The organism is Streptomyces sp. NBC_00435, assembly GCF_036014235.1.
Lineage (GTDB): Bacteria > Actinomycetota > Actinomycetes > Streptomycetales > Streptomycetaceae > Streptomyces.
Map to the genome: position 1 here is coordinate 3,592,875 of NZ_CP107924.1, position 23,267 is coordinate 3,616,141.

A 23,267-nucleotide genomic window follows, 5' to 3' on the forward strand; every position below is an offset into this window, starting at 1 on the left:
GTACGGCCCCACGCTGCGCGGTATCGATAGGGCCTGGACTACTTCTGCGCGTGTTGGCCCAAGTAGAACAGCAGCCAGATGAACCCGGCGAACACGTGCGTGCCGAAGATGTAGAAGAAGGCGCGCATCGCGACGCCCTTCTCCTTCCACTTCTCGTGATCCGCCGCCGACTTCTTGGCGGAGGTGTCATCCGTCATGGCGTGCTTCCGTCTCGGGTTGATCGTGCGGGCGAGTGTAGGGGCGGACCAGGACCTGCATGCCCTGCTCGCCGGCATGCTCGATGACGGCCGCGACCTCCTCGGCCTCGACCGTGCGGACGTCCGGGTCGGGGCCGGTACCGAGATAGGTGATCTCATACAGCCGCCCGGCCTCGTGGTCGCTGCTGGTCACGATGTGCCTCCCGGCAGGATGAAGCGGACGATGACCGTCTTGCCGCGCCCGCCGGCGGAGGGCTCGATGCGGACGTCGCCGCCGAAGGTGCGAGCCAGGTCGGCCACCGTGCGCAGACCCTGCCCCGCAGTCCGGGCAGCGTCGGCCAGCATGACAGGGCGCGGGTCTAGGTCCGCGACGGCGACCACGAGCATGTGGTCGCTCATGTGGAGGGTGACCTCCGCGTCCGGGGAGCGCTGGGCGTGGCGGACGGCGTTGGTGACGAGCTCGCTGACCACGAGCAGCACTGCTCCGAACATTGCGGAGGTACTCACCAGGCCGAAGAGAACCAGGGAGCGTTCGGTGCGCTCGCGCGCGGCCCGCACCGAGCCCGGCACCAGCGGCACCGTCCACGCGTGCTTACGCACCTGGGCGGTCGGCTGCCCGCTGGGGTGGCGGGCGATCACCGATGCCTCGTACATGCCGGTGACGCCGTCCGGTTCACCGGCTGCCTTCGTCGCTGGTGGCCACTCCGTGATCGTGGGCCACACGCAGTGCGTCCTCGAGCTCCTCCTCGGCCTCTGCCTCCTCGAAGGCATCGTCAGCCGCCTGCGCAGCCTGGAGACGAGCCCGCGCCATACGGACCCGCTCCAGCGCCGCTTCCTCGAACCCGGCCACACCGCGACCCCCGCCCACCGAATCCAGAACTAGTAAATTGCATAACTCTGCAAGTCTACCCGGTGCAGGCCCGCCGAGAGCTTCACGGTGAGGGGGTCATTGGATCCGGTGGACCTGCCGGCTGGCCAGTTCGCACCGGGCCCCACCACGGCCAGCACGCCCGCAGCGACCTCATTCATCCCGCCCGGAGCAACGAAAGTCGCTCCCGCACCGAAGGCGACGGGCACCCATCGCGTTGACCTTGTCGCCGTGAGTCAGCACCGTTTGTTGGTCAGCGCCGAGAACAGCCGGAGGGTGACTGGAACTGTGTCGCCGAGTTCTGGAAACGCTCCGGCTACATGCGGGTGGACGTCGCGTGTGCACGTTGGATCGTTCCGGGCCCTCACGGGGTGGGCCAGGTGCCGAGGGCCCGTGCCAGGCGGTCGCTTTGATCACGGGTGACGCCTTGGGCAAGTCGGGTTCCGCACCGCGGGCTGCCCGGCTCGTCGCAGTAGAGGATGCCGGGGAACAGGTCCTGCCCCCCAGAAAGCGGGGAGACGGTGGGTAGCGCCCATCCGGTCGGCTCCCACAAGGGGTGGTCCTGGAGGAGGGCTTGCGCCAGCCCGGGGGCCTCATCGGAGGCAACGCCCACCTGGATGAGCGCATCGGCGATCAGCCCCGTCGCCTCGGCAGGCAGGTCGGCGTCGCCGAGTGCGGGCAGCAAGAGCAGCAGCCGGGCATGAAATGCCTGGATGCCGGGAGCACGAGGATCAGGCGTGCCGGCGATGTGCGCGAGCTCCGGCCAGGACAGTCCCGGGCCCGCCGGGTGTCCGTCGACGGTCGCCAGGTAGCCGTGCCGGTCCCATTCCGGGTGGGAGATGAAGTACTCCGTCCCCTCATCGTCGGCGAAGTTGCGGCCCAGAACAACAGCGGTGTGGCCGGCACCGAACGGGATCCGGAAGACCGGCCATTGCTCCTCGTTGGTCAGCGCCTCGTACGCCGCGTCAGTGCCGGCCTCGTCGGCACCGAACCATCCCGGCTCCGGTTCGTTGTCCTCGGTCTGGCACAGCCACAACAGGTAGGCAGGCCAGAACCCCGGGAGAGACAGCAGCCCCTCCCCGGCAGTCAGCGGGTTGTTCTCGAATCCTTTGATCAACACGTCCCTAGACTGCCAGCCACCACCCGACAGGCCCGGCGGCACCTCCCGGAGCCCCTTGGCCCGGCGAGCGTTCCTACTTCTCACCGACATCGCGAGCGACTGTGATCACGAACGCTCCCGAAAGTCGGCGCCAAACGTTCCTGGCTGCGACCTACGCAACCAATCGCGTCGAGTGGAGGGGGCGAAGACCTGTTCAAGGCCACCAAATCAGCGGTGCAATTCAAAGCGCCCTCAGAGCCCGGACGCAGGCATGACGCCTCCCGGACGGACTACACCCCACCGCGAGTAATCCATCAGGGCCACGGAGCGGCTGAAATACGACTCCCGGAAGGCTCGGGTAGGAAATCCCTAAGCCCCTTCCAACCTGACACCTCATTTGCGACTGTGCACGCTACAGAGTCGCGCCCGGAGCACCAAAAGGCGCGGCAAGCCTGGCGGTCGACAAGCATCGGCCCACATGGATGATCACTATTTCAGCCCATCGCTCTGATCGATATGGGTGCTGACACCCATATCGAGCCCTCGCCGCCCTTCACCGCCAGCACCCCGGGGCCGCCATCTCCACCAAGCGCAGCCCCAGCCCACCCACAAGCCTCCCCAATGAAGAACTTGGTGCTAGTCTCACTAGCACCATGCTGCTGAGACTGGACACCACAGACAGCCGGCCTCTCCACGAGCAGGTGGCGGGCGCCATCCGGCGCGCCATCGCCGAAGGGGAGTGCGTGCCGGGAGATCGACTGCCATCGGCCCGAGACCTGTCCCTGGCCCTGGGCGTGAACGCCAACACCGTGCTCCGCGGCCTGCGAGCCCTGCGGGACGAAGGGGTTCTGGAGTTCCGCCGGGGTCGCGGGGTCACCGTTGCCCAGGGCGCGGGACAACGGTCCGCGCTGCTCGAGCGGGCACGCGAGTTGGTGGCCGAGGCGGCACGACTGGGCTACACCAAGAGCGATCTCATTGAACTGATCAGGGGGCTTTCGTGACTGACCGTATGAAGCGACCGGGCGGCGCAAGGTGGGGGGCGGCCGTGTGGATCACAGGCGCCTTCGCACTGCTGGCCGCGCTGCCCCTGGCCACGAGCGGCCGGCTGCCCGAGCGGGTGGCCACGCACTGGGGCAGCGAGGCTCCCGACGGGTCGATGCCGGTGTGGGCGGCTTCCGCGTTCCCGGCCCTCATTTGGGCCGTGCTCGCAGTTGGCACCCTCCTCACTACGCGGCGCAGGGACGCACCGACCCCGTCGTGGGCTGGTGCGACGCTGGCGTTCACGGGTGTCTTCATGGCGGGCACCCAGGCGTCGATAGTCCGCGCGAACCTGGACCGCGCCGATTGGCGGGATGCGGGGTCCGTGGGCCTGGGAATCACCCTGACGTCCGTGGCTGCGCTGGCTGCCAGCGCGCTCGGCTGGATCGCCGGGCGGCGCGGCGAACGCTCTTCCCCTGCCGCCGGAGCCGGTGAAGGCGCGTCCATGGAGATCCCCGCCGGGGCCCGGCTCGTCTGGCTCTCCCGCACCACGAACCCTTGGCTACACCTTGTTGCGGCCGTCACCGGCGTCGCGGCGCTCGCCGCCGTCCTCGCCGCGGCCTGCGGCCTGCTCACCGGCATGCAGTGGGCAGTTGTCACCCCCTTCGCGGTCGCCTCAGTCCTGACCTTGGCCTTCTCCTCCGTGCAGGCCCGCGTCACGGAGAAGGGCCTGGAGGTGGCTTTCGGCCCGTTCGGCTGGCCGGCGCGGCGCTGGGCGCCGCAGGACATCGAGTCCTCCCGCGCCGAATCTCGGACTCCAGCGCAGGTCGGCGGCTGGGGGTACCGGCTCAGCGGTTTGGGCACCACCGTGATGCTCCGGGCCGGCGAGTGCCTGGTCATCCACCCCCGCAAGGGAGCCGAGTTCGCCGTGAGCGTCGATGACGCCGAGCGAGGGGCGGCACTCCTCAACACCCTTTCCGCCGGGCGCCCTGAATAGCGACACCCACCACCCATCGCATTCAAGCCATCGACTATTCACATTCGGACACCGATCCCAGAGTTACACGCCAAACAGGTCCGAGAGTGAAGACTTTCGGCCACTGACCAATATTCGACCTGGAGGCGTCGGAAGATATTCCTCCATTTAATGGATTGTGAGCGCGGTCATATTCACTCGACCGGCGATCATTCCTTGTGCGAACATCCCGGAGGCAAGAGCACGTTTCGGGGGACTCGCGTATTGCACGCTTTAGCACCCCCTGCGTGTTTTCCTAAACGAGGGGATAGAAGTGAACATCAAACAGCGTGGAACCCTGCTGGTGGCCGGAATGACCGCGGCCGCCCTGTGTGTCGCTGCGGCCCCGTCGGCAGTGGCCAACCCCAGTGCCGAGCCGGTCAAGGCGGCTGCGGCCGCAGCAGCTGTCTCGGCCAAGGCCGACGGCGAGCAGGTGTTCCGCGGCCTGTTCTTCGGGCAGGGGAAGGTCGGCCGCAGCCTGTCGCAGCTCGAGCTGTTCGCGGAGGCCCGCCAGTATCTGGACAATGACGACCTGGACGAGATCCGGGCGTCGAACGCCGTCATCGACCTGATCAACAAGCGGTCACCGGGCTTCTTTGCCGAGTTCAGCGCGAAGACCCGCAGCGGTGACCCGCGCAAGGTCGACAAGGCCGTCACTGACGCGCAGAACATGCTGCTGTCGGTGGCGCAGAAGAGCGACAAGGCCACCCCGGTCGAGAACGGCCAGCTCTGCGGCGTGACGGTCGCCGTCGCCGCCGCGGTCATCCACGTTGCCGCCGTCGTGACCGCGGCCGGCGCCGTCGTGACGGTGACCGTCGCGGTGGGCGCGAACTTCGTCAAGGGCAAGAACTGGTTCTGGAGCCCGCAGCCCACCGCGGGTGACGGCACGCCGCTGTCGAAGGACGAGGCCGTCGCCCAGGTGACCAAGACCCTCAAGGCCGCCTAAGGCCACAACTGGCGGGGTGGAGGGGCTGCAGACCCTCCACCCCGCCGGCCGTGTTCACATACCTGCGGCAGAGGACCCTCCACACCCCATGAACAACAAGATTCGCTCGGCCTGTGCCGCGTTCACCCATCGCGGGACCGGCACCGTATCCGTGTCGGTGAGATCGGTCGCGGCTGTCTGTGCCGCCTGGTCGGTCGTCGCTCTCTACGCGATCCAGGAACAGGTCCCGAAGAACGTCATCACGTTGCCTGCTCAATCGCAGGTGAAGCACACCGTCGTCAATCTGGCCCCCCAGGGCTGGGCCTTCTTCACCAAGTCCCCCAGGGATCCCGAGGTCACGCCGTACAAGAAGTCCTCCGACGGCTGGCGTGCACTGTCGCTCACTCCACATGCCTCCCCTCACAACGCGTTCGGGCTCGACCGTGAATCGCGGGCGCAGGGCGTGGAGATCGCGATGCTGCTCTCGGCCGCGCAGAAGGACGACTGGCGCGACTGCACCGACAGCAGCGAGACCTGCCTGGCGAACGCCGGCTCTGCGGCCCGCCAGGTGCGCAACGGCTCTCCCGACCCCACGCTGTGCGGCACCGTCGCGCTGCTGCAGGAACGCCCCACGCCGTACGCGTGGCGCGACCTCGTGCCCGAATCCCACTCCACCGAAAGCGTGATGGTTCTGGAGGTGGCCTGCTGATGCGCCGACGCATCATCGCCCTGCCCTGGGCAGCCGGCTACGGCCTGGCCCGTACCCTCCTGGCCCTCGGCACCCTGGGCACCCTCGCCTTCAGCGACAGCACGACCCTCTTTCGGGAGGTCGCCACGGTCGGGCAGTACCCTCTGTGCCGGGGTGTCACCGGGGCGGGCGCGTTCTGCCTGGTCTCCCCCGACCACTTCGAAGCCGTTCGGTGGGCCTGCTGCCTCATCCTGGTCCTCGCGGCGAGCGGCTGGCGGCCCCGGTACACCGCCGTGCCCCACGCGTATATCGCCTTCAGCGTGTTCACTGGAATCTCCATCCCGGACGGCGGCGACCAGGTCACCTGGATCCTCACCCTGCTCCTTGTGCTCGTGGCCGTGGGCGACCGCCGCCGCTGGCACTGGCAGCGCCAGTCCGAGCCCCGGCCTGACGAATCGGCCGCCCGCGGAACGTGGGCCCTCATCGGTGTCAGTGCAATCACCCTGGCCCGGGTCCAGATGTCCGTCATCTACTTCCAGTCGTGCGTGGCCAAGCTCCCGCACGCCGAGTGGGCCGACGGGAGCGCCCTGTACTACTGGATCAACAACTACGCCTTCGGGGCGCCTGACTGGCTGCGTCCGGCCCTGAACGCCGTCGCGGAGAGCCCCGTCGGCGTCGCCGCCCTGACCTGGAGTCCGCTGGTCGTGGAGATCGCCCTGGCAGCGTCACTGCTGCTGCCCCAGAGGGTTCGCTGGATGCTCCTGCCCGTCGGCGTGCTGTTCCACCTGGGCATCGCGGTCGTGATGGGCTTGTGGAGCTTCGGCTTCGCCATGTGGGCCGGGCTGCTGCTCCTCTTGACCCCTTACGGACACGATCCGCGTCTGGCACTGCCCCGGCGGCTGCAGAGGTCTGCAGCCGCCCGCCCCGAACCTCCGGTGCCGGCAGACAACGAAGCCGAGCTGCCAGTACACAGCTGACCGCATGCCCGGTCCGCCGCGAACAGACCAACTCCGACATGGAGCACGCACCATGGCCCACCGCACCCTCAAGTTACTCACCGTCGCCGCAGCTGCGGCCGCCGCCGCCCTGCTTGGTGGGACCACCGCCTCGGCCGCCACCACCGCAGTGACCTGGTCAACGGACCACAGCGCCGCGACCTCCTCCGGTACCCGATGGCTGGAGAAGGGAGGCAGCATCCTCGCCTCCACGCTCACCGTCCAGGGCGAGTTGAAGAACACCGGTGCCGGCTGCTTCTCCCTGTGGTCGATGACCGTCCACGACTTCACACCCACGCCTGCGCGGAAGATCGCCACCCAGTGCGGGCCGGGCACCACGCCCGTCAGCTTCAAAGTGCGCTACGCACCCACCACCACGAGCAGCGTCTACGTCTGCAAGGACGGCGGCTCCCAGGACTGCGGCCAGCGGACCTCCATCACCCACTGGCCCATCCAGCAGCCCGCCGCTCCCGCACCCAGCGCTCGGTAGTCCGCATGTCAACGCCGAGCCGGTTCTTCCGTGCCCCGGCTCACTACTCCTGAGACCGTGGCCGGTTCCGCCCTGGACCGGTCACGGCCGCAGAGAAGCATGCCGGCATCTCCGTCCCGGTAGCCGTTGTGCCAGAACCGACGGATGCCAAGCAGAAGGGCTTGCCCATGTCTCCCGACGCCGTGATCGTCGGCACCGGACCCAATGGCCTCGCCGCCGGCGTCACCCTGGCCCGCGCCGGACTCTCAGTGGAACTGTACGAGGCGGCACCAACCATCGGAGGGGGACTGCGCACCGAGTCGCTCTTCGACGGCGACGTCGTCCACGACATCTGCTCCGCAGTTCACCCCATGGCCGTGGCCTCACCATTCTTCAAGGCGTTCGACCTCACCGCGCGCAACGTGGAGATGCTTCACGCTCCCGCCAGCTACGCACACCCCCTGACCGAAGGGGCTGCCGCAATCGCCTACCGCGATCTGGCCACCACCTGCACCAACCTCGGGTCCGACGGCCCCCGCTGGCAGCGCCTCATGAAACCCCTACTCGAACACTCCGACGCCATCGTCGAGCTTCTGCTGTCCGGGCCCGGCTCGTTCCCTCGTGATCTCGCCGCTCCGCTGCTCCTGGCCCGCCGGATTCTCGCGCACGGAACCCGCCTGCACGCCGGGCAGTTCGCGACACCACAGGCACGCGCCCTGCTCACCGGGGTTGCCGCACACTCCGTGGGGCCCTTGCCCTCGCTCGCCGCCGGCACGGTCGCCATGTTGCTGGGCCACTTGGCCCACAGAGGCGGCTGGCCGGTACCCCTGGGTGGCAGCAGCACCATCGCCGCAGCGATGGCAGACGACATCACCGCGCACGGCGGGATTTTCCACACCGGCTGCATGATCTCCGATCTCAGAGAGCTTCCCCCCGCCAAGGCCATACTGCTGGACATCAGCCCCACGGCACTCGCCCGCATCGCCGCCGGGCGCCTCCCGCGCCCGTACCTGCGTGCGCTGGCCCGATTCCGCTACGGACCCGGCGCTGCCAAGGCCGACTTCCTCCTTTCCGAACCCGTGCCGTGGACCGACCCGAACATCAAGCAAGCGACCACCGTCCACCTGGGCGGCACACGGACACAGATCCTTCGCAGCGAGAACTCCACCGCCGCCGGCCTGCTGGCAGAAGAACCGTTCGTACTCGTCGTCGACCCTGCCGTCGCCGACCCCGGCCGCGTCCGTCCCGGCAAGCGGCCCCTTTGGGCCTACGCCCACGTCCCCAACGGGGACACCACCGACCCGGTCGAACTGATCACGGCCCAGATCGAGAAGTACGCGCCCGGATTCCGTAGCACCGTCATCGCCCACCGTGGCATCTCCGCAGCCCGGTACGAGGCGTACAACCCGAACTACGTCGGCGGGGACATCGGCACCGGTGCGGTAACCCTGCGCCAGTCCATCTTCCGCCCAATACCCCGGATGAACCCGCACCTCGTACCCCTGCCCGGCGTGTACCTGTGCTCGGCCGCGACACCCCCGGGCCCCGGTGTACACGGCATGTCCGGCTATCGCGCCGCCCTCCAAGCACTGCGGCACGAGTTCGACATCAAGCGTCCTCCCCTGCTGGGGCCAACAGCAAAGCAACACGAACACCATCGGGCTCTCGCCCACGTCGAACAACCGCAGCCGCGCCCCCCGTTACTGTCTCCGCAATGACGCCTCCGATCTTCGGGGCCGGCATAACTGCCCCCTATGTTGTTGAAGATCGGGGGGCGCCGGATCCGGGGGAGGTCAATGGATCTGGTCGACACGTTGGCTGGTCAGTTCGTACCGGGCCCCGACCACGGCCAGTCCACCCGCCATGAGCTTGGGCGCGAGATCGGGCTCGGCGGCCAGGCGCGAGCGGACCAGCCGCACGTTTGCGGTGATGGCCGCATCCACCCTTGCCGACCCTTGCAGGGTCTGGTCGATCGCTGGACGGATCTGGTCTGCCAGGTACTGCATGTGACCGGGCAGCGTGTGCCCGGCCTGAGCCGCTTCGACGGCGGCGGTGACGGCACCGCACGACTGGTGCCCCAGGACGACGACGAGCGGGATGCCTAACTCCAGCACCCCGTAGGTGACGCTGGCCAGGACCACCTCGTCCAAAACGGGACCCGCCGAGCGCACCGTCAGGAGATCACCCAAGCCCTGATCGAAGACCAGCTCCGGCGGAACCCGGGAATCGACGCAGCCCAGGACCACGGCGAAGGGATGCTGTCCGGCCACCAGGGTCTGCCGCACGGCCCGGGTCCGGTCCGGATTGCTCGCACGGAACGAGCGCCAGCGAACGTTCCCTGCCACCAGTTCCCGCAGCGCTGACTTGGGAGTCCCGGCCCGCGGGCCCTTTCCATCGCCGCGGGTGGCGGTGGACGTCGCGCTGGTGTCGGACACCAGCCCGGCGGCCACGGCCACCACCCCCGTCAGCGCGGCCCGGATGAGCCTGCGCCGCCCCATCGGTGCACCGCGTTCATCATCACCTGTCATGCAAGGCCAAACTAGGCCTGCCCCGGCCAGAGCGCGGGCTGCCGGTCCGGCCTTGGGGAAGACTTGGTGCGCCTGGGGTTCTCCCGATAGGCGAGGGTCGAGCACCTCTGGACGATCGCCGACTGCGAGGTTATACCTGAGGAGGGCGAGCGCGACGTCATCTTCTACATGGACGAGTTCGGCCCGCTCAACCTCATCGCCTCAGGCGCCCGTGGCCGGTCCCCTGCCCGGGAAGAAGCGGTCCACCAGCACGGACTCAGAAGGCCGCCAGACGGAGACCGTCGAGGTCAAGCCGTCCTTTCCACCGGCGCACTGACCTGACGGACACGCCGAAGAAGAAAGGCGCCGTATGAGCAGGCTGCTGGAAGCGGTGTGTGTGCTGACCGTGGGCATCCTCGTTGCGCTCCTTGTATGGGGTACTAACCGTGGCGCCGTACAGGTGACGTGGCGGAAGGGCGAGCTGAGCGGTGTGACGGTTGTGCTCGTGGGGGCGTGTGCGCTGGGGCTGGGGCTGTGGCGCAGGCGTACCGGGCGCGGCCGGCTGGCATGGCCGCTTGCGGTGCTGCTGTGCGGTGCGGCCGTTGCGCTGGTTGTGGCGTCCATGGCCGGTTGACCAGCGCAGGCAGGCAGGTGGGGCTTCCCGGGGAGCCCCACTGACGAATTACTGGCTGTTCCGTTGGTCCCCGACGCCGGGGGCGCCGTCGTGGCCACCGGTCCGGCGGTCGACACCGCGGCGCCCGGCCGACGATGTTCGCGGTGACCCTCACTGGGCTGGTCGGCGCGATGGTGGTGCTGGCCGACGCCCGCTCGGGCCTGCCGCGCCTGCCGGTGCAGACGGCGTCCCTGCTGGTGACCGGAGGCGTGACCGCCCGCGATCGCGGTGACCGTGGTCTTCCTGCGCGGGGCAGCCGTACAGCGGTTCTCACTGCGGATGTGCATGTGCAGTGAGACGATCGAAACGGTCAGGAAGACACCGGTCCGGCCGCGGATCAGCGACTACGGGCCGCAATTGGAGGCAACTTCAGCGGGTGTTGAGGTCGTCGCGGTTACCGGTCCCCTCGGCTGGGGCATGGGCGTTATCCGGGCAACGGCTCTGCCCTGTATTCGTGGCAGAGCTGAAGATCGCACGGACCTCACGGATCACGATGCGCCACTGGGCACCGGCTCTGACACGAGGTTGCGGTCCAGGAGCGTCGGAAAGGTGCCGACGGCGTCGACGGCGATGGCGAGTTCGGCGATGACTTTGGGGTCGTCGAGCGGGCCTCGCAGGTACTCTTCCAGGCGGTGCATCCGGTAGCGCACGGTGTTCTGGTGGCAGTAGAGCGTGCGGCTCGCCTCGGCCGCCGATCCGTTGGCGTCGAGCCAGGCGCGGGCGGTGGCGAGGAGCGTGTTGCGGTCACTCTCGGGCAGGGACAGTACTCCGCCGAGGATGCGGTTGACGGCGCGTCGGGTCGTCTCCAGGTTGGTCATCACCATCTCGGTCAGCGGCGTGTCGTCGAGCTGGCGTACCGCCACGGTGCCCGCGGGCAGGGATTCGAGCGCGACCTGGGCGTAGCGCAGTGCGCGGGGTGTCTGGTCGAGTCGGTCATAGGCAGGACTGACTCCCACCCGCCCGTTTGTGGTGGCCCGGACCGCCTCGAGGATTTGCGAGACAGCGTCCCGATTGGGGCAGGAGAGCACGCCCATCTCGTGGCCGGGTTGTGCACGCCATGCCGTTCCGGTGTCGAGGGCCCGGCACTTGGCGTCCAGTCCTGGCAGGGGTGGGGTGCCGGTCACCTGGACCTCGGCTGTCACGACGAGGAAGGTTCCCTGATAGGGAAAGTCGAGCATGTGGGCGATCTCCCAGACCGTGCCGTCGCCCGGTGGCGGCCCGTCGACGAGTGCTGCTACCAGGGCCGAGCGGCGGCGGTCAGTCTCGACCAGGCGCTCGGCGAGGGCGTCCCGGTAGGAGGCTGTCAGGGCCTGGGAGTATGCGTCTGACACCTCCCAGTAGCCGGTGGCGGCGTGCAGGAGCGCGGTCTGGGCCTGCGGGCCGGACCGTATGGCTTCGGCGAGCAGCTGCTCCCAGGTGTAGATGAACCCGAGTGTGTAGGCGCGCAGCACCTCCGGCAGTGGCACTTCCTGGGCGGCCCGGAGCCGGCCGGTTGCCGTCGGCCCGGAGAGGTCGATCGTATTTTCTGAGCCGGTGAGGTAGGCGAGGGTGAAGGCGGTGTTGTGCCGTAGTGACCTGCGCAGGTCTTCCGGCGGCACGTTCTGGTAGTGCTCGATCTCGGCCAGGAGCCGTTCGGCCATGGCCGACACATGCGTGTCGAGCCTGGCGAGGAATGCATCCGAGATGCCGGCCACGCTCGGCCCTGGGACTGGCTGGTGCACACCTACTCCTGCTTCGCTGATCCAGTACTGGCCTCTTCACGCGAGGCGGGCCCCCCTTGGGGGGGGTGTGGGGAGTGAGCCTGGCGCACGATCCGGCCGCTGTGCGACGTCTTCACCGGAGCATCACACTTCAGAGGAGCCCCGGATCACGGTTGACGGATGGTCATGTCGCTGGTCAGGCCCACTGGTTGTTCCGGGCTACAGCGAACAGCGGAGGAACGCTGTCGGTGTCCACATAGGCTCCGAAGGGTGCGACGCGCGAGGCTCGTCCCCATCGAGACGAGCGGGCCTCCTCAGGCATGGAGGCCCGCGCGCGCAAGGGCGCGACCTCCGTCTCGCGTCGATGTCTGTGTGCCAGGAGAACCAATTGAGCAACCTTGCGACCAACCTGAAGGACGCTGCCGGGCAGTACCCGCAGCGTCCGGCGATCCGGGCCGGCGCGCACACGCTGACTTACGGCGACCTGGATGAACTCAGTGCGCGGGTCGCTGGCGGGCTACTCGCCCACGGCGTGCGGCCCGGCGACCGGGTGGGACTCGTACTGCCCGCTGTCGCGGCCTTCCCGGTGCTCTACTACGGTGTCCTGCGGATTGGCGCGGTGGTCGTCACGGTGGACCCGGGACTCGGCTTCCGCACGGTGCGCCGTCGCCTTCGCGAGTCCGGAGTTCGGCTGGTCTTCGCCTCGCACGACCCCACGGCCCGGGCGGCGCACGACGCCGGTCCCGTGCGGGTTCCTATCGGGTCGGACATCTTGACCCAACTCGCTTTTTGGCCCCAGCACTTCGACGTCGCACAAAGGGCAGACGAGGACATCGCCGTCGTGCACCATCCTGCGGGCGCGAGCGGCTCCTTGACGCCTACCGAGCTGAGTCACGGCGCGATGCGTGCGGACGCCTTCACCGCGGCGATCTCGCTGCTCGACCTGGCACCGGACGCCACCCTCGCCAGCGCCCTGCCGGTGAGCCACCCCGCCGGGCAGAGCTGTGGGCTCAACGCGACGATCCTCGCCGGGGCATGCCTGACCCTGCTGCCGGGCACAGGGCACCCGGCAGCCGCCGCACCCAACCCGCCAAGTACCGCGGAACGACCGGACAACAATGTGGCGCACGGGCAGGCTCCGCTCCTCGGCGGTGACCGAGGCCGGCAGGGCACCTCCCACGGCATCCTCGCCGCCGACCGCAGGACGCCACCTGTCCCCCAGTACAGTCTCGTCGCCCACGCAAAAGCGCTTGTGGGGAACGCGGGGCACCCGTACGTCGTCACAACGCTCGGGCGGCGGCCGTGACCTACCAGGACCCCACCCGCGTGCCAGCAAACCGGGCCGCGAGCGTGTCGTGCATCGTGCCGGTCCTGCTGGAAGCGGTCGGCAGCGATCTCACCGTTCTCGTCCCGAGCTTCCTGTGGTACGACGTCGGCGAGCCGTACGCCATCCACATGGACATCTTCACCGGCCACGGTGAACCGATCACCTGGCTCTTCGCCCGCGACCTCCTACGCACCGGCCTTCGCGAGCCCGCCGGCCAAGGAGACGTCACCATCCGTACCAACAGGCGCGAGCGGCCCGGCCACGTCTTGATCACCCTCACCGGCGAGCGATCGTCGGCCCTGATGCGCGCCCGGCCGTCCGAAATCGAGTACTTTCTGCGACAGACCGACGACCTCGTCCCACCCGGGACCGAGCACCAACACCTCGACTTGGACATTCTCGTCGGTCAGCTCCTGGGGCGTCCGGCCCCGCGTCCCCCCGACCGAAAGCGCGCCTGAAGTGACGCCTCCTGCCGTGCGCTCTAAGGTGATGCAAGGACGAAGTGCACAGCGCACCATCAGGAAGTGACAAGTGGGGTCAGCTGAACCGCTGGCGATTCGCGTGCCAGTCGGGGAAGGCTCCGATCGGTGGACTAGTCGCACAACGCACCGGCAGGTACTGCTGGTTGTGCACAACCTCACCTCCGCAGGGCGGTTGCTGGACGTGCTGCCGCTGTTTCATGACGACTTCCGCCTACAGCTACTCGTCACATCAACTGGGTCCTCGGCATTCCAGGGCGGAGTTTGCGATCTCTTCTCCGACCTGGGCCTGCCCGTGCTGCCTTGGGCGCAGGCCCTTTCGACACCGGTCGACCTTGCGATCTCCGCCAGCTTCGGGGGACAACTACATCTACTTCAGGGCAAGTTGAGCATACTTTCACATGGCGTGGGATATACTAAGAGACTAGCTCAGCCGGGAGCCGGGAGCCGGGAGCCGGGAGCCGGGAGCCGGGAGCCGGGAGCCGGGAGCCGGGAGCCGGGAGCCGGGAGCCGGGAGCCGGGAGCCGGGAGCCGGGAGCCGGGAGCCGGGAGCCGGGAGCCGGGAGCCGGGAGCCGGGAGCCGGGAGCCGGGAGCCGGGAGCCGGGAGCCGGGAGCCGGGAGCCGGGAGCCGGGAGCCGGGAGCCGGGAGCCGGGAGCCGGGAGCCGACCTTCGGGCTTTCGTCGGAGTGGCTGTTGGAGAACGGCGAGCCCTTCGTGGACGGGCTCGTGCTGTCCCACCCGGAGCAGCTGGAGCGACTGCGTCGCGCGTGTCCTGAGGCAGAGGAAGCAGCCGTGCTCGCGGGCGATCCGTGCTTCGACCGCATGCTGGCCGCTCGCCCGTACCGTGAGCGGTTCCGCCGCTCCCTGGGTGTGCGTCGTGGACAGCGGCTCGTCGTCCTGAACTCCACCTGGAACCCCGAGGGTCTCTTCGGTAACGGGGGCGGTCAGGACCTCCTGCCGAGCCTCCTCCCGCGGCTCGCGGCCGAGTTGCCGGCCGACGACTACCGGCTGGCGGCCATCCTTCATCCGAACATCTGGCAGGGCCACGGCCCGGGGCAAGTCCGTGCCTGGCTGGACCGGGCCCGGCGCAGCGGGCTGACCCTGATCGATCCCATGCACGCTTGGAGGCAGGCCCTTCTGGCCGCGGACATCGTTTTGGGGGATTTCGGCGCGGTGTCCTTCTACGCGGCCGCGCTCGGCATCCCCGTACTGCTGGCGTCTGCCGGGCAGGAGCGGTTGGACCCTGAGGCGCCGGTCGCAGCGTTCGTGCGTGAAGCACGGCGAATCGATCCGCACGGTTCCTTGCGGACGCAGTTGGAGCGGGCGCTCGCCGAGCACCGTCCGCTCGCTGGTCCGGCCGAGTTCATCAGCTCGGCTCCCGGTGCTTCCGCGGTCCTGCTGCGCAGGCACTTCTACGCCCTGATGGATCTACCGGAGCCCGAAACCCCCGCGCTGCTGGAGCCGCTGCCCCTGCCGTCGTACGATCCGCCGCGGCGTACGGCGCCGCTGCAGGTGCGGACACGCGTCGACGGGGCGGACATCGTGATCGAGCGTTCCGCGCAGCACCCCTACGGGGCGGCGGGCGACGTGCACCTCGCGGTCCACGAGGAGACCCTCGACGCAGGCAGTCTGGAGCTGGCCGACGTAATCACGCGTGAGGGACGGCCGGACGACCCCCGGTTCGGCAGCCCTGAGGCCTGGACGGAGGAGGTGCTGCGCCGACACCCGCACAGTGCGGCCGCCGCGTACACGACCGGCCCGGACACCTGCACCGTCCGCGTCCGGGGCCATGGCGTGTTCCGGCTGTCCGCGGGTGCCGGGGCGGACGCCGACCCGGCGGCGTATGCCTCGTCGCTGTTTGCCTGGCTGACGGCTGGCGGCAGCGTGTCTCCGGGCGGGACGACGATCCGGGTGCACACCGCGGGCGGCCTGCACCGCGTGGTGGTGCTCCCCGTCACTACCCGTTGACCTCACACCGAAGGCGCAGCCCGGCCAGGTATCCGAGGTGAGGGGTCGCGGACGGATCGAGCAGCCGCTCTGCATCGGCGATCCTCAGCAGTGCCTCGGCGTTCTCGCCTGCGGCGTGAAGTGTCTCCGCCAGGTCGGTGAGGGCACGTGCCTGGTTGTAGGCCTCGCCCTCTTGCTTGAAGAAGTCCCCGGCCCGCTCCAGCAGGTCACGGGACTCCTCGAGTCGACCCATCATCCGCAGGGCACGGCCTTGGTGGCGCCAGGCCAGCGCAAGGGCCCGCGGAACATCCTGGCCACCTTCCTCACCAGGGGCGATCTGGTTGTAGAGACCCTCCGCTTCTACGAATTGCTCGTACGCCTCGTCCCCCAACCACCGGTGCAGGTACAGCAGGCCCCTCAGCTCCGTGGACGATGCCTCCCCCCGGAGATGTCCGGCCGCGCTCTCGCATGCGAGAGCGGCCCGCGCCTGGACGTCCGCGTCATCAGCATGTCCGAGCTCTCCCAGGCAGTGGGCGAGCTGGAAGTGCAGCGCCCCGGCCATCCGGGACAGTGGCTGGTGATCGTCTGCGCTGCGGGCCGCGGCCCGCAGCGCGGGCAGCACCTCGTCCCAGTAGCCGCTCTTGAGCTGGAGGGGCCACAGGGCACGTCCCAGGCGCAGCGCCGTGCCGATGTGCTGGTACTCCACTGCCACGGAGACGGCGTGCACCAGGTTGTCCAACTCTTCGGCGAGCGCTGCCACGCCCTCCGCTTCATCGCGGTACGCCTCTCCGTGTGCGGGCGCCGGCTCGGTCCGCCAGCTCTGCGGCAGGGCGGCGTGCGCGGCGTGCGCGGCCCGGTTGAGCAGGACCTCGAGCGTCCGGGCGATGGCGGCGGAGCACGCCGGGATCCCGTGCTCCACGGCGGCCGTGTCCGCCAGATACCGCTGCACTTCGGGCCGGAACCGATGGCGGCCGTCGGTCATTGGCTCCAGCAGCTGGGCGTCCACGGCTTCGGCCAGCATCCGGACGGCCTCCTCCTCCGTGACCCCTGCGGCGGCCGCCGCGAGGCGGGCGTTGACGGACGGCCAGCCTCCCAGTGCCGTCAGTCGGCAGAGCCGGGCCGTACTCGCCCGGACCCGGTCGCAAGCGAGCTGGGCCGTGTCGCGTACGGGATGCCGCCCGGACGTCACCGTCGGCGGGCCGGCATGGTCACTTCCCTGACCCAAGCCCAGACCCAGGTCGATGTCGCCGGCCTGCAGACGCATAGCCGTCGTCTTCAGAGCGAAGGGGTTTCCGGCGCAGTGGGCGAGCACGTCCGGCATGCGCCGCTTCACACGCGCGATGTTCTCCCGTCCGGCGACCTTCGTCAGCATCTTCCGCGCGTATCGGTCGTTCAGCGGGGGTACCTCGACATGCTCCGCCTCCCATACGAAGGGTTGGCCGGAAACGACCACCAGCAGGAACACCTCCGGCGTCGACGGAACGAGTCCACGGACCTGCGCGGCGGAAGAAGCGTGGTCGACCACCACCATTGCCCTGCGGCCGGAAAGGAGCCGCCGGTAGAGCTCTTCCCTCCCCGACTCAGTCGGCGGGATCCGTTCGGGCTCAACGCCCATCCTGCGGAGCAGGCGCAGGAGGACAGCGGCTGGGGACGGTCCGATCTCCCCGGCTCCGTCGCGGAGATCCACATAGAACTGGCCGTCGGGGAACAGCCCGTGGCAGAGGGCACCCAGCCGCAGGGCGACGGCGGTGGTGCCGCTCCCCGACGGCCCGTACAGCATGCCGACGCGCGGTCGCCCTGCGGCAGGGCGTGTGACCTCCCGCTTCAATTGCCGCACGACACGCTGGCGATTGGTGAAGTCGCGGGACGCGGGAGGCATCTCACTCCCCGAGGGCAGAGCGCCGGCCTGTGGCGAAAGGCTCCGCACAAGGAGCGACCACTCACTCGCCTGACTGTCGTCGTTCCTCAGAGACGTGTGTACATCACCGGCGAGCGCCTGCCAGCCGACGCGGCTGGTGGGCAGCGGCGGAGTCCGGCCCGTAGTTCTTCCCACCAACGCACCGGTCGACAGCAGCAGCTGCTTGCCCATCTCCCCGGCCGCCCCGTTGCCCACCGCGGTGAGGAATGCAGTGAGCGCGCTGAGTGCCACGACCTCCAACATGCCGGCCCCTCTCCTGATCCCCGAACCGCCATTGGGCGGACTGTATCCCCGAGGCCTCAGCTCGAGGAACCATTTCGGACGGTGGCGACTCGGCCCCACAACTGCCAGTCGGCGCCAAGTATGCGGCGCTCCAAGCTGCGGGCGATCCGTCCGGAATGGGTCCGAGGACGCCGCGTTGCCCCGCAGTGCGTCCTCCCTCTCCCACGATCACGGTCACGCCGTGGCGAGGAAGTCCATCGCCCGTTCGTCGAGTTCCGTGGCGCAGCGCAGGCCGCGGGCGCGGAAGGGGTTGAGGTCGGCTCGCATGCTTTTGACGGCCTTGCGGGTGCGGACGGAGCGGACGCCGTCCATGTGGTCCATGGCCTGGCTCCAGGTCGTGCACGCCTTCTCGATGCGGCCTCGTTTGAGGTGCATTTCCGCGCCGGCCACGAGGTCCAGGGCGACAATGCGGGCGTAGGTACCGGCGGGTCGAGCCGTGGCAGCGCGGGCGTACTGCTCGGCGGCGGCCTGGTGGTCGCCAAGGGTTTCGTAGACCTTCGCGGTGCGGGAGTACACGGACGCAGCGGGTGGGCCCCAGGCCAGCGCCCAGAACGGTACGTCGTCGCCGGGGGCGGATGCCATCAGGACGCGGGCCTGCTCGGCTTCGGCCAGGGCGGCCTGGCGGAAGCCGGTCTTGGCCAGGGTGTGGGCGTGGACGACTCGGAAGAGGGCTTCCGTCTGTGCGTCGACCTTGCCCTTCGCCCGGTTCAGGCCGGTCTCCGCGAGGCCCAGGCAGTGCTCGGGCCGGTGGAGCTTGAGTCCCTGCATGGCCATCGTGCGCATCACGAACCCGTCATGGCCGGTGATGCCGGACTCCGTGGCCAGGGCGTAGGACTGGAGGTAGTAGCGCTGGGCGAGGCCTTGCTGGCCCGCGTCGTAGGACTTCCAGCCCAGCAGGTGTACGCCGCGGCTCGCGGCCGACAGCATGTGCCGGCGGATCTCGTCGGTGCGGAAGCGACCCCGGCACAGAGGGGCCACGTCATCGCGCAGGTAGGTGACCAGTGCGCTGCGGCCGTGCTGTCCGCCGTGGCGTTCGTCCATCTCGGAGAACGCGGTGATCATGTCGCGGACGGCTGCGACTTCAGCCATGCCCATGCTCTGGCCAGTGCGGGCGGCGGCGGTGCGGGCGGCGATCTCCTGAACGTGGGAGAGCGGCAGGGCGGCGGCGGCCACCGAGTAGGCGGAGGTCGCGAGGAAGCGGCGGCGGTCCAACTCGTGCCTCCACATCGGAATTAAGGAGTCGAGTGGGTCGGCCCCGAGAGTCAGTCCGATGCTGTCATGTTCGTCCTCGGCGACGGCGGCCAGCCCGAGATCGGCGGGCGTGATCAGGCGGCCGACTCGGCGGGACAGGGCTACGGCCAGGTAGCGGCCGGTGTCGGCCTGCGGTCTGGCTCCGGCGATCCAGTGCTCGACGGCGGACTTATTGGTCCTCAGGGTGACACCGCATTCGGCTGCCACCGCGCGGACTGCCTTGGCGAGAGCCTCGTAGGTCCACCTGGACTCGGCGACGAGGTCGCGGAGCTTGTTGTTCGGCGTGCGCTTGGTCATGAGCACCTGCCCGTATACCCGATATACCGCTTGGCCTGTCCGACACCGTACTGCTCTGCGATCAGCGGGAGTTGAATATCCATCACGCCGATCGGGGCGGGGCCCAGACGCGGCCCGCATCCTGTCTCGGGGTTCGCCGCAACCGGCGGCCCGCCCCGGTCAGCTGTACCGCCCTGCCGTCCACGAACAGGAGCGACCATGTCCCGTACGGCCGTGGCCAGTGACGTGGCCACAGCGCTGAGGCTCTCGGCCGCCGCCCCGACCGGTCCCGCCGCCGAGGCCGTACGGGGACGCCTGCGTGAACAAATCAAGGCCGATGCGGACCAGGCCGACCGGTACGCGCACAGCCTGCCCGAGGGCCGGGCCCGCGACGTGGCGATCGAGACGGTCCGCCATGCCTGCACTCTTCTCGCCGTCCCAAGCGGCAAGGACCCGGTGGCGAGCCTGCGGCTGCTGGCCAAAGGCGCCGACTACCTGTCCCGGTATGCCTCCGCCCAGGAATCGGCCCGCAGACCGGCGGCCTGATCCGCCCGGAACCGGCCTGCGGCAGGTGTGGCCCCGGCACCTCGCCGGCGGGCGTGCTCCCGCTCGCCTCTGCTCCATGTGCGCCATCCATTCGCGATGAAGGGAAAGCCATGTCGAAGCACTCCGTGGTGCTGGACTGCTACACCGTCGAGCCCAGCGGGCTCGGCGTCCCCCCGTACGTCTCCACCTACGTACGGGCCGCGTGGTCGGCCCTGCGGCGGGCGAATCCGGGGACGGAGGTGAAGTACCTGACGATCGACGACGTCCGCTGGTGCCTGGCCGGGGGGAAGGCCGCCGTCGCCGCCCCCTTCAGCGACCCGCTGACGTACTCGGCGACCGTGAACCGCGCGGATGCCGTCCAGCTGCTGCGGGACGCGGACAGCGTCGTCGTAATCGCCGGGGACAAGGTGCCCTCGGTGCACCTGCACGCCGTCAACGCGAGCCTGGAGGAGATCGCCCGCGCGATGGCCTGCGTGCGGGGCCGCCGCTACCTGCTGGGCCCGATGGCGACCTACGCCAAGGGCAACGCCGAGTACGCGGGCCTCTTCGACGCCGTCCACACCCACACCATCACCTCAGGCGACCTCGCCCTCGGCAGCAGCACCGGCGCCCCGTACGGGCAGCTGCGGGCCGACCGGGACTCCTTCGCCAGGCTCATCGAGCAGATGCTGTGGAAGCCGATCGCAGAGCTGGAGCTGTACCGGGGCTGTACCCGCCGGGTGTTCTGCGACTTCTGCAACGAGCCGGAGAAGTCGCCGATGGTCGCCTTCCGCGACGTGAAGGACGTCCTCGAGGAGACCGCCCAGCTGTACAGGGCGGGGGTTCGCAACTTCCGCCTCGGGCAGCAGACCTGCTTCTTCTCCTACCAGAACCGGGACACCGCGGCGATCCAGAGCCTGCTGGCCGGCATCCGGGAGCGGTGCCCAGAGCTGGAGGTCCTGCACATCGACAACGCCGACCCGCTCGCCGTCGCCTCCCCAGCCGGGAAGCGCATCGCCCACCTCGTCGCCGAGTACTGCACCGAGGGCAACTGCGCACCCATGGGCATCGAGTCCTTCGACGCGAAGGTCATCGCCGCGAACCACCTCACCTGCACGCCGGAGATCCTGCTGCGGGCCGTCGAGCACGTGAACGAGGCGGGCGCCGCCCGTGGCCCCGGCGGGCTGCCCAAGCTGCTGCCCGGCCTGAACCTGATCTACGGCCTGCCCGGCGAGAGCCACGCCACGCACATCGCCAACCTGCACTGGCTCGGGCGCATCCTCGATGAGGGCCTGCTGTGCCACCGCACCAACGTCCGCCAGGCCCGCGCCTTCCCCGGCACGCCCCTCGCAAGAATGGGCGCGCTGGGCGCGCTGCCCTCCGCCGAGCACTTCGCCTCGTGGAAGGCCGACATCGACTTCGGCTGGGATCAGCCGATGAAGGAGCGCGTCTACCCGACGGGGCTCCTCATCCCCGGCCTGCACTCCTACTTCGTCGGCCGCGACGGGACCTGGTGGCGGCGGCTGGGCTCCTACTCCATCCAGATCGTGGAGGAGGCCACGGCCACCCCCGTCGGCACGGAGGCGGACCTCACCGTCACCGGACATGCCCCCCGCATGATCTTCGGGACGCGCCTTGCCGCAGCGGCCTGACTCCATGCTCGGTCTCCTCTCGCGATACGACGGGCAGGCCGAGCGGACCGTACGGGTGGGCGTGCTGCTGCCCTGGGCGAATCAGGTGGTGGAGAGCGAGCTGCCCCGTCTGGGCCTGCGGCACACGGTCTTCCACCACGCCCGCCTCGTCCCCGCCTCCCGCACAACCGCCGTGGACGACTCCTTCTGGCACGGACTGCGGGACGCGGCCGGCGCCGCGATGGACTCCATGCGGCACCTGCCCCTGGACGGGACGGTCCTGGCCTGCACCTCGGCGGGCTTCACCGGCGGGCCGTCCCTGCCGCCCGGCGTGGTGACCGCCTTCGACGCCCTTACCGCCACCCTCACGGCCGTCGGCGCCTCCCAGGTTGTCCTGGCCGCCCCCTACCCGCAGGAAGTCACCGACGCCGAAGCCGGCGCCCTGGAGGAGGCCGGCATCCAGGTCACCGCCCGGGTCTGCCTCGGCCTAGCCGACGGCTACCCCGAGGTGATGCCGGGGAAGATCCGCACCATGCTGCACCAGCTTCCGCCCGAACCCATCCGGGATGCCGACGTGGTCGTGCTGTCCTGCACCGGCTGGCAGACGTTGAACCTCCTGCCCGAACTGGAACGGGACCTCGGCCGCCCCGTGCTGTCGTCCAATGTGGCCATGGCCCTGCACGCGGCCCGCCTAGCGATCGGAGCAACCTTGTGAAATCTCCGTACGACGGGCGGATCTTCCGCCTCGTGAACCGGGCGGCGTCGCTCGAAGACGTCCGCGCCGAGGTCGAGGCCAACCACGACAACAACCGGTGGTGGCCCCTGGAGATCACCGACTGGCGTATGCGGATGCTCGCCGCTGGCTGGTCCACCCGCGTCTCCTACCGGATGGTCTCCACCTACGCCGGCGTGATCACCAAGGCGGACGAGGTGGGCTTCGAGGCGCTCGCCGACAGCAGCGACACCGAACTGACGGAACTGGTACGGCCGATCGGCCTGTCCACAGCTCGGATCACCTACCTGCGCTCGCTCGCCGAACTCGTCGCCCGGTGGGAGAAGGAGGACACCGACCCGGCAGCCGAAGGCGCGGACAGGGACGCCCTGATCCTGTCCTTCGCGAGCGAGGTCAACGGCGCCTCCTACAAGGTGGCCCAGTGCGCCGTGCTCTACGCACGCGGCTACCACTGCGGGATCATCCCCGTCGACTCCGGCATAGTCACCAAGCTCGCACCCACCCTCGGCATGCCCCTGCCGTCCTCACCGATTGCCCACGAGGACATGCGGCACGTCCTGGAGAACGCCGTGCGGGCCCGCCCGGCCGACTTCCGGGCCCTCGCCGCCCTCCACGGCCACCAGGTCGCCATCCCCGAAGACGCCGACCCGGCCTGGTGGGTCCACCTCGTCCTCATCTACTTCAAGCGGCTCTACCTCAACGGTCCCTCCCCGGCCCTGTGCCAACGCCGACCCGTCTGCTCCCACGTCATCGACTGCTCCCACACTCGCCGCTGACCACACG

25 protein-coding genes are annotated in these 23,267 nt (G+C 69.4%); 17 read left to right on the plus strand and 8 right to left on the minus strand.

Features of this window, described 5'->3' with window-relative positions:
• Positions 1-38: 38 nt before the first annotated feature.
• The 3 genes from OG389_RS16330 to OG389_RS16340 are packed head-to-tail and all read right to left on the minus strand — an operon-like array spanning position 39 to position 704.
• Positions 39-197, minus strand: coding sequence for a DUF6126 family protein (locus OG389_RS16330; protein WP_328299214.1), 159 nt, complete (start codon positions 195-197; stop codon positions 39-41).
• Complete coding sequence (locus OG389_RS16335) at positions 187-390, minus strand: hypothetical protein (protein ID WP_328299215.1); 204 nt, start codon at positions 388-390, stop codon at positions 187-189. The genes OG389_RS16330 and OG389_RS16335 overlap by 11 nt, the downstream gene beginning before the upstream one ends.
• The gene (locus OG389_RS16340) at positions 387-704 is read right to left on the minus strand and encodes an ATP-binding protein (protein WP_443059289.1); all 318 of its coding nucleotides are present in this window, start codon (positions 702-704) and stop codon (positions 387-389) included. Before OG389_RS16340 ends, OG389_RS16335 begins: the two co-directional genes overlap by 4 nt.
• Before the next feature lie 28 nt (positions 705-732).
• Between OG389_RS16340 and OG389_RS16345 the strand changes: the two genes are divergently transcribed.
• Positions 733-1,080 carry a hypothetical protein gene (locus tag OG389_RS16345; RefSeq protein WP_328304363.1) on the plus strand — a complete coding sequence of 116 codons (348 nt, stop codon included), beginning with the start codon at positions 733-735 and terminating at the stop codon, positions 1,078-1,080.
• Positions 1,081-1,429: 349 nt separating this feature from the next.
• On the opposite strand, the gene OG389_RS16350 is transcribed toward OG389_RS16345, so the two are convergent.
• Positions 1,430-2,275, minus strand: a complete 846-nt coding sequence (locus OG389_RS16350; protein ID WP_328299216.1) for a hypothetical protein — start codon at positions 2,273-2,275, stop codon at positions 1,430-1,432.
• A 542-nt stretch (positions 2,276-2,817) separates the two neighbouring features.
• Here OG389_RS16350 and OG389_RS16355 point away from each other — a divergent pair.
• From OG389_RS16355 to OG389_RS16385, 7 genes are all read left to right on the plus strand, one after another.
• On the plus strand, positions 2,818-3,165 hold the full coding sequence (locus OG389_RS16355) for a GntR family transcriptional regulator (protein WP_328299217.1): 348 nt from the start codon (positions 2,818-2,820) through the stop codon (positions 3,163-3,165).
• Positions 3,166-3,209: 44 nt separating this feature from the next.
• A complete protein-coding gene (locus OG389_RS16360) occupies positions 3,210-4,139 on the plus strand; it encodes a DUF1648 domain-containing protein (protein WP_328299218.1) in 930 nt (309 codons plus the stop codon).
• A 292-nt stretch (positions 4,140-4,431) separates the two neighbouring features.
• On the plus strand, positions 4,432-5,103 hold the full coding sequence (locus OG389_RS16365) for a sporulation delaying protein family toxin (RefSeq protein WP_328299219.1): 672 nt from the start codon (positions 4,432-4,434) through the stop codon (positions 5,101-5,103).
• Positions 5,104-5,191: 88 nt separating this feature from the next.
• Positions 5,192-5,791, plus strand: a complete 600-nt coding sequence (locus OG389_RS16370) for an SdpA family antimicrobial peptide system protein (RefSeq protein ID WP_328299220.1) — start codon at positions 5,192-5,194, stop codon at positions 5,789-5,791.
• On the plus strand, positions 5,791-6,747 hold the full coding sequence (locus OG389_RS16375) for a sporulation-delaying protein SdpB family protein (protein ID WP_328299221.1): 957 nt from the start codon (positions 5,791-5,793) through the stop codon (positions 6,745-6,747). Before OG389_RS16370 ends, OG389_RS16375 begins: the two co-directional genes overlap by 1 nt.
• Before the next feature lie 52 nt (positions 6,748-6,799).
• Positions 6,800-7,255, plus strand: coding sequence for a hypothetical protein (locus tag OG389_RS16380; RefSeq protein ID WP_328299222.1), 456 nt, complete (start codon positions 6,800-6,802; stop codon positions 7,253-7,255).
• 167 nt (positions 7,256-7,422) lie between these two features.
• Entirely contained in the window at positions 7,423-8,952 is a 1,530-nt protein-coding gene (locus OG389_RS16385; protein WP_328299223.1) for a phytoene desaturase family protein, read from the plus strand.
• Positions 8,953-9,027: 75 nt separating this feature from the next.
• Here OG389_RS16385 and OG389_RS16390 read toward each other — a convergent pair whose 3' ends face one another.
• Positions 9,028-9,762 carry a carbonic anhydrase gene (locus tag OG389_RS16390; protein ID WP_328299224.1) on the minus strand — a complete coding sequence of 245 codons (735 nt, stop codon included), beginning with the start codon at positions 9,760-9,762 and terminating at the stop codon, positions 9,028-9,030.
• A 349-nt stretch (positions 9,763-10,111) separates the two neighbouring features.
• Here OG389_RS16390 and OG389_RS16400 point away from each other — a divergent pair, with 349 nt between their 5' ends.
• Together OG389_RS16400 and OG389_RS16405 are read left to right on the plus strand one after the other, a co-directional pair.
• Positions 10,112-10,375, plus strand: a complete 264-nt coding sequence (locus tag OG389_RS16400) for a hypothetical protein (RefSeq protein WP_328299225.1) — start codon at positions 10,112-10,114, stop codon at positions 10,373-10,375.
• A 143-nt stretch (positions 10,376-10,518) separates the two neighbouring features.
• Positions 10,519-10,710 carry a hypothetical protein gene (locus tag OG389_RS16405; protein ID WP_328299226.1) on the plus strand — a complete coding sequence of 64 codons (192 nt, stop codon included), beginning with the start codon at positions 10,519-10,521 and terminating at the stop codon, positions 10,708-10,710.
• Between the two features lie 192 nt (positions 10,711-10,902).
• Here OG389_RS16405 and OG389_RS16410 read toward each other — a convergent pair whose 3' ends face one another.
• The gene (locus OG389_RS16410; RefSeq protein ID WP_328299227.1) at positions 10,903-12,108 is read right to left on the minus strand and encodes a PucR family transcriptional regulator; all 1,206 of its coding nucleotides are present in this window, start codon (positions 12,106-12,108) and stop codon (positions 10,903-10,905) included.
• A 394-nt stretch (positions 12,109-12,502) separates the two neighbouring features.
• Between OG389_RS16410 and OG389_RS16415 the strand changes: the two genes are divergently transcribed.
• The 3 genes from OG389_RS16415 to OG389_RS16425 all read left to right on the plus strand — a co-directional run bounded on the left by OG389_RS16415 (position 12,503) and on the right by OG389_RS16425 (position 15,889).
• A complete protein-coding gene (locus OG389_RS16415; protein ID WP_328299228.1) occupies positions 12,503-13,420 on the plus strand; it encodes an AMP-binding protein in 918 nt (305 codons plus the stop codon).
• Complete coding sequence (locus OG389_RS16420) at positions 13,417-13,899, plus strand: SsgA family sporulation/cell division regulator (RefSeq protein WP_328299229.1); 483 nt, start codon at positions 13,417-13,419, stop codon at positions 13,897-13,899. Before OG389_RS16415 ends, OG389_RS16420 begins: the two co-directional genes overlap by 4 nt.
• 715 nt (positions 13,900-14,614) lie before the next feature.
• Positions 14,615-15,889, plus strand: a complete 1,275-nt coding sequence (locus tag OG389_RS16425) for a hypothetical protein (RefSeq protein WP_443059290.1) — start codon at positions 14,615-14,617, stop codon at positions 15,887-15,889.
• Here the strand turns inward: OG389_RS16425 and OG389_RS16430 are convergent.
• Both OG389_RS16430 and OG389_RS16435 read right to left on the minus strand, forming a co-directional pair.
• Positions 15,879-17,648: an ATP-binding protein gene (locus OG389_RS16430; protein ID WP_328299231.1), complete on the minus strand. Its 1,770-nt coding sequence runs from the start codon at positions 17,646-17,648 to the stop codon at positions 15,879-15,881. The genes OG389_RS16425 and OG389_RS16430 overlap by 11 nt on opposite strands.
• Before the next feature lie 594 nt (positions 17,649-18,242).
• On the minus strand, positions 18,243-19,616 hold the full coding sequence (locus OG389_RS16435) for a hypothetical protein (protein WP_328299232.1): 1,374 nt from the start codon (positions 19,614-19,616) through the stop codon (positions 18,243-18,245).
• Positions 19,617-19,814: 198 nt separating this feature from the next.
• Between OG389_RS16435 and OG389_RS16440 the strand changes: the two genes are divergently transcribed.
• The 4 genes from OG389_RS16440 to OG389_RS16455 all read left to right on the plus strand — a co-directional run bounded on the left by OG389_RS16440 (position 19,815) and on the right by OG389_RS16455 (position 23,260).
• Positions 19,815-20,141 (plus strand): hypothetical protein, encoded by a 327-nt coding sequence (locus tag OG389_RS16440; protein WP_328299233.1) that lies wholly within the window; start codon positions 19,815-19,817, stop codon positions 20,139-20,141.
• Between the two features lie 110 nt (positions 20,142-20,251).
• Positions 20,252-21,772, plus strand: a complete 1,521-nt coding sequence (locus tag OG389_RS16445; RefSeq protein WP_328299234.1) for a radical SAM protein — start codon at positions 20,252-20,254, stop codon at positions 21,770-21,772.
• On the plus strand, positions 21,756-22,466 hold the full coding sequence (locus OG389_RS16450; protein WP_328299235.1) for a maleate cis-trans isomerase family protein: 711 nt from the start codon (positions 21,756-21,758) through the stop codon (positions 22,464-22,466). Before OG389_RS16445 ends, OG389_RS16450 begins: the two co-directional genes overlap by 17 nt.
• Entirely contained in the window at positions 22,463-23,260 is a 798-nt protein-coding gene (locus tag OG389_RS16455) for a hypothetical protein (protein ID WP_328299236.1), read from the plus strand. Before OG389_RS16450 ends, OG389_RS16455 begins: the two co-directional genes overlap by 4 nt.
• The last annotated feature ends 7 nt before the right edge of the window (positions 23,261-23,267 follow it).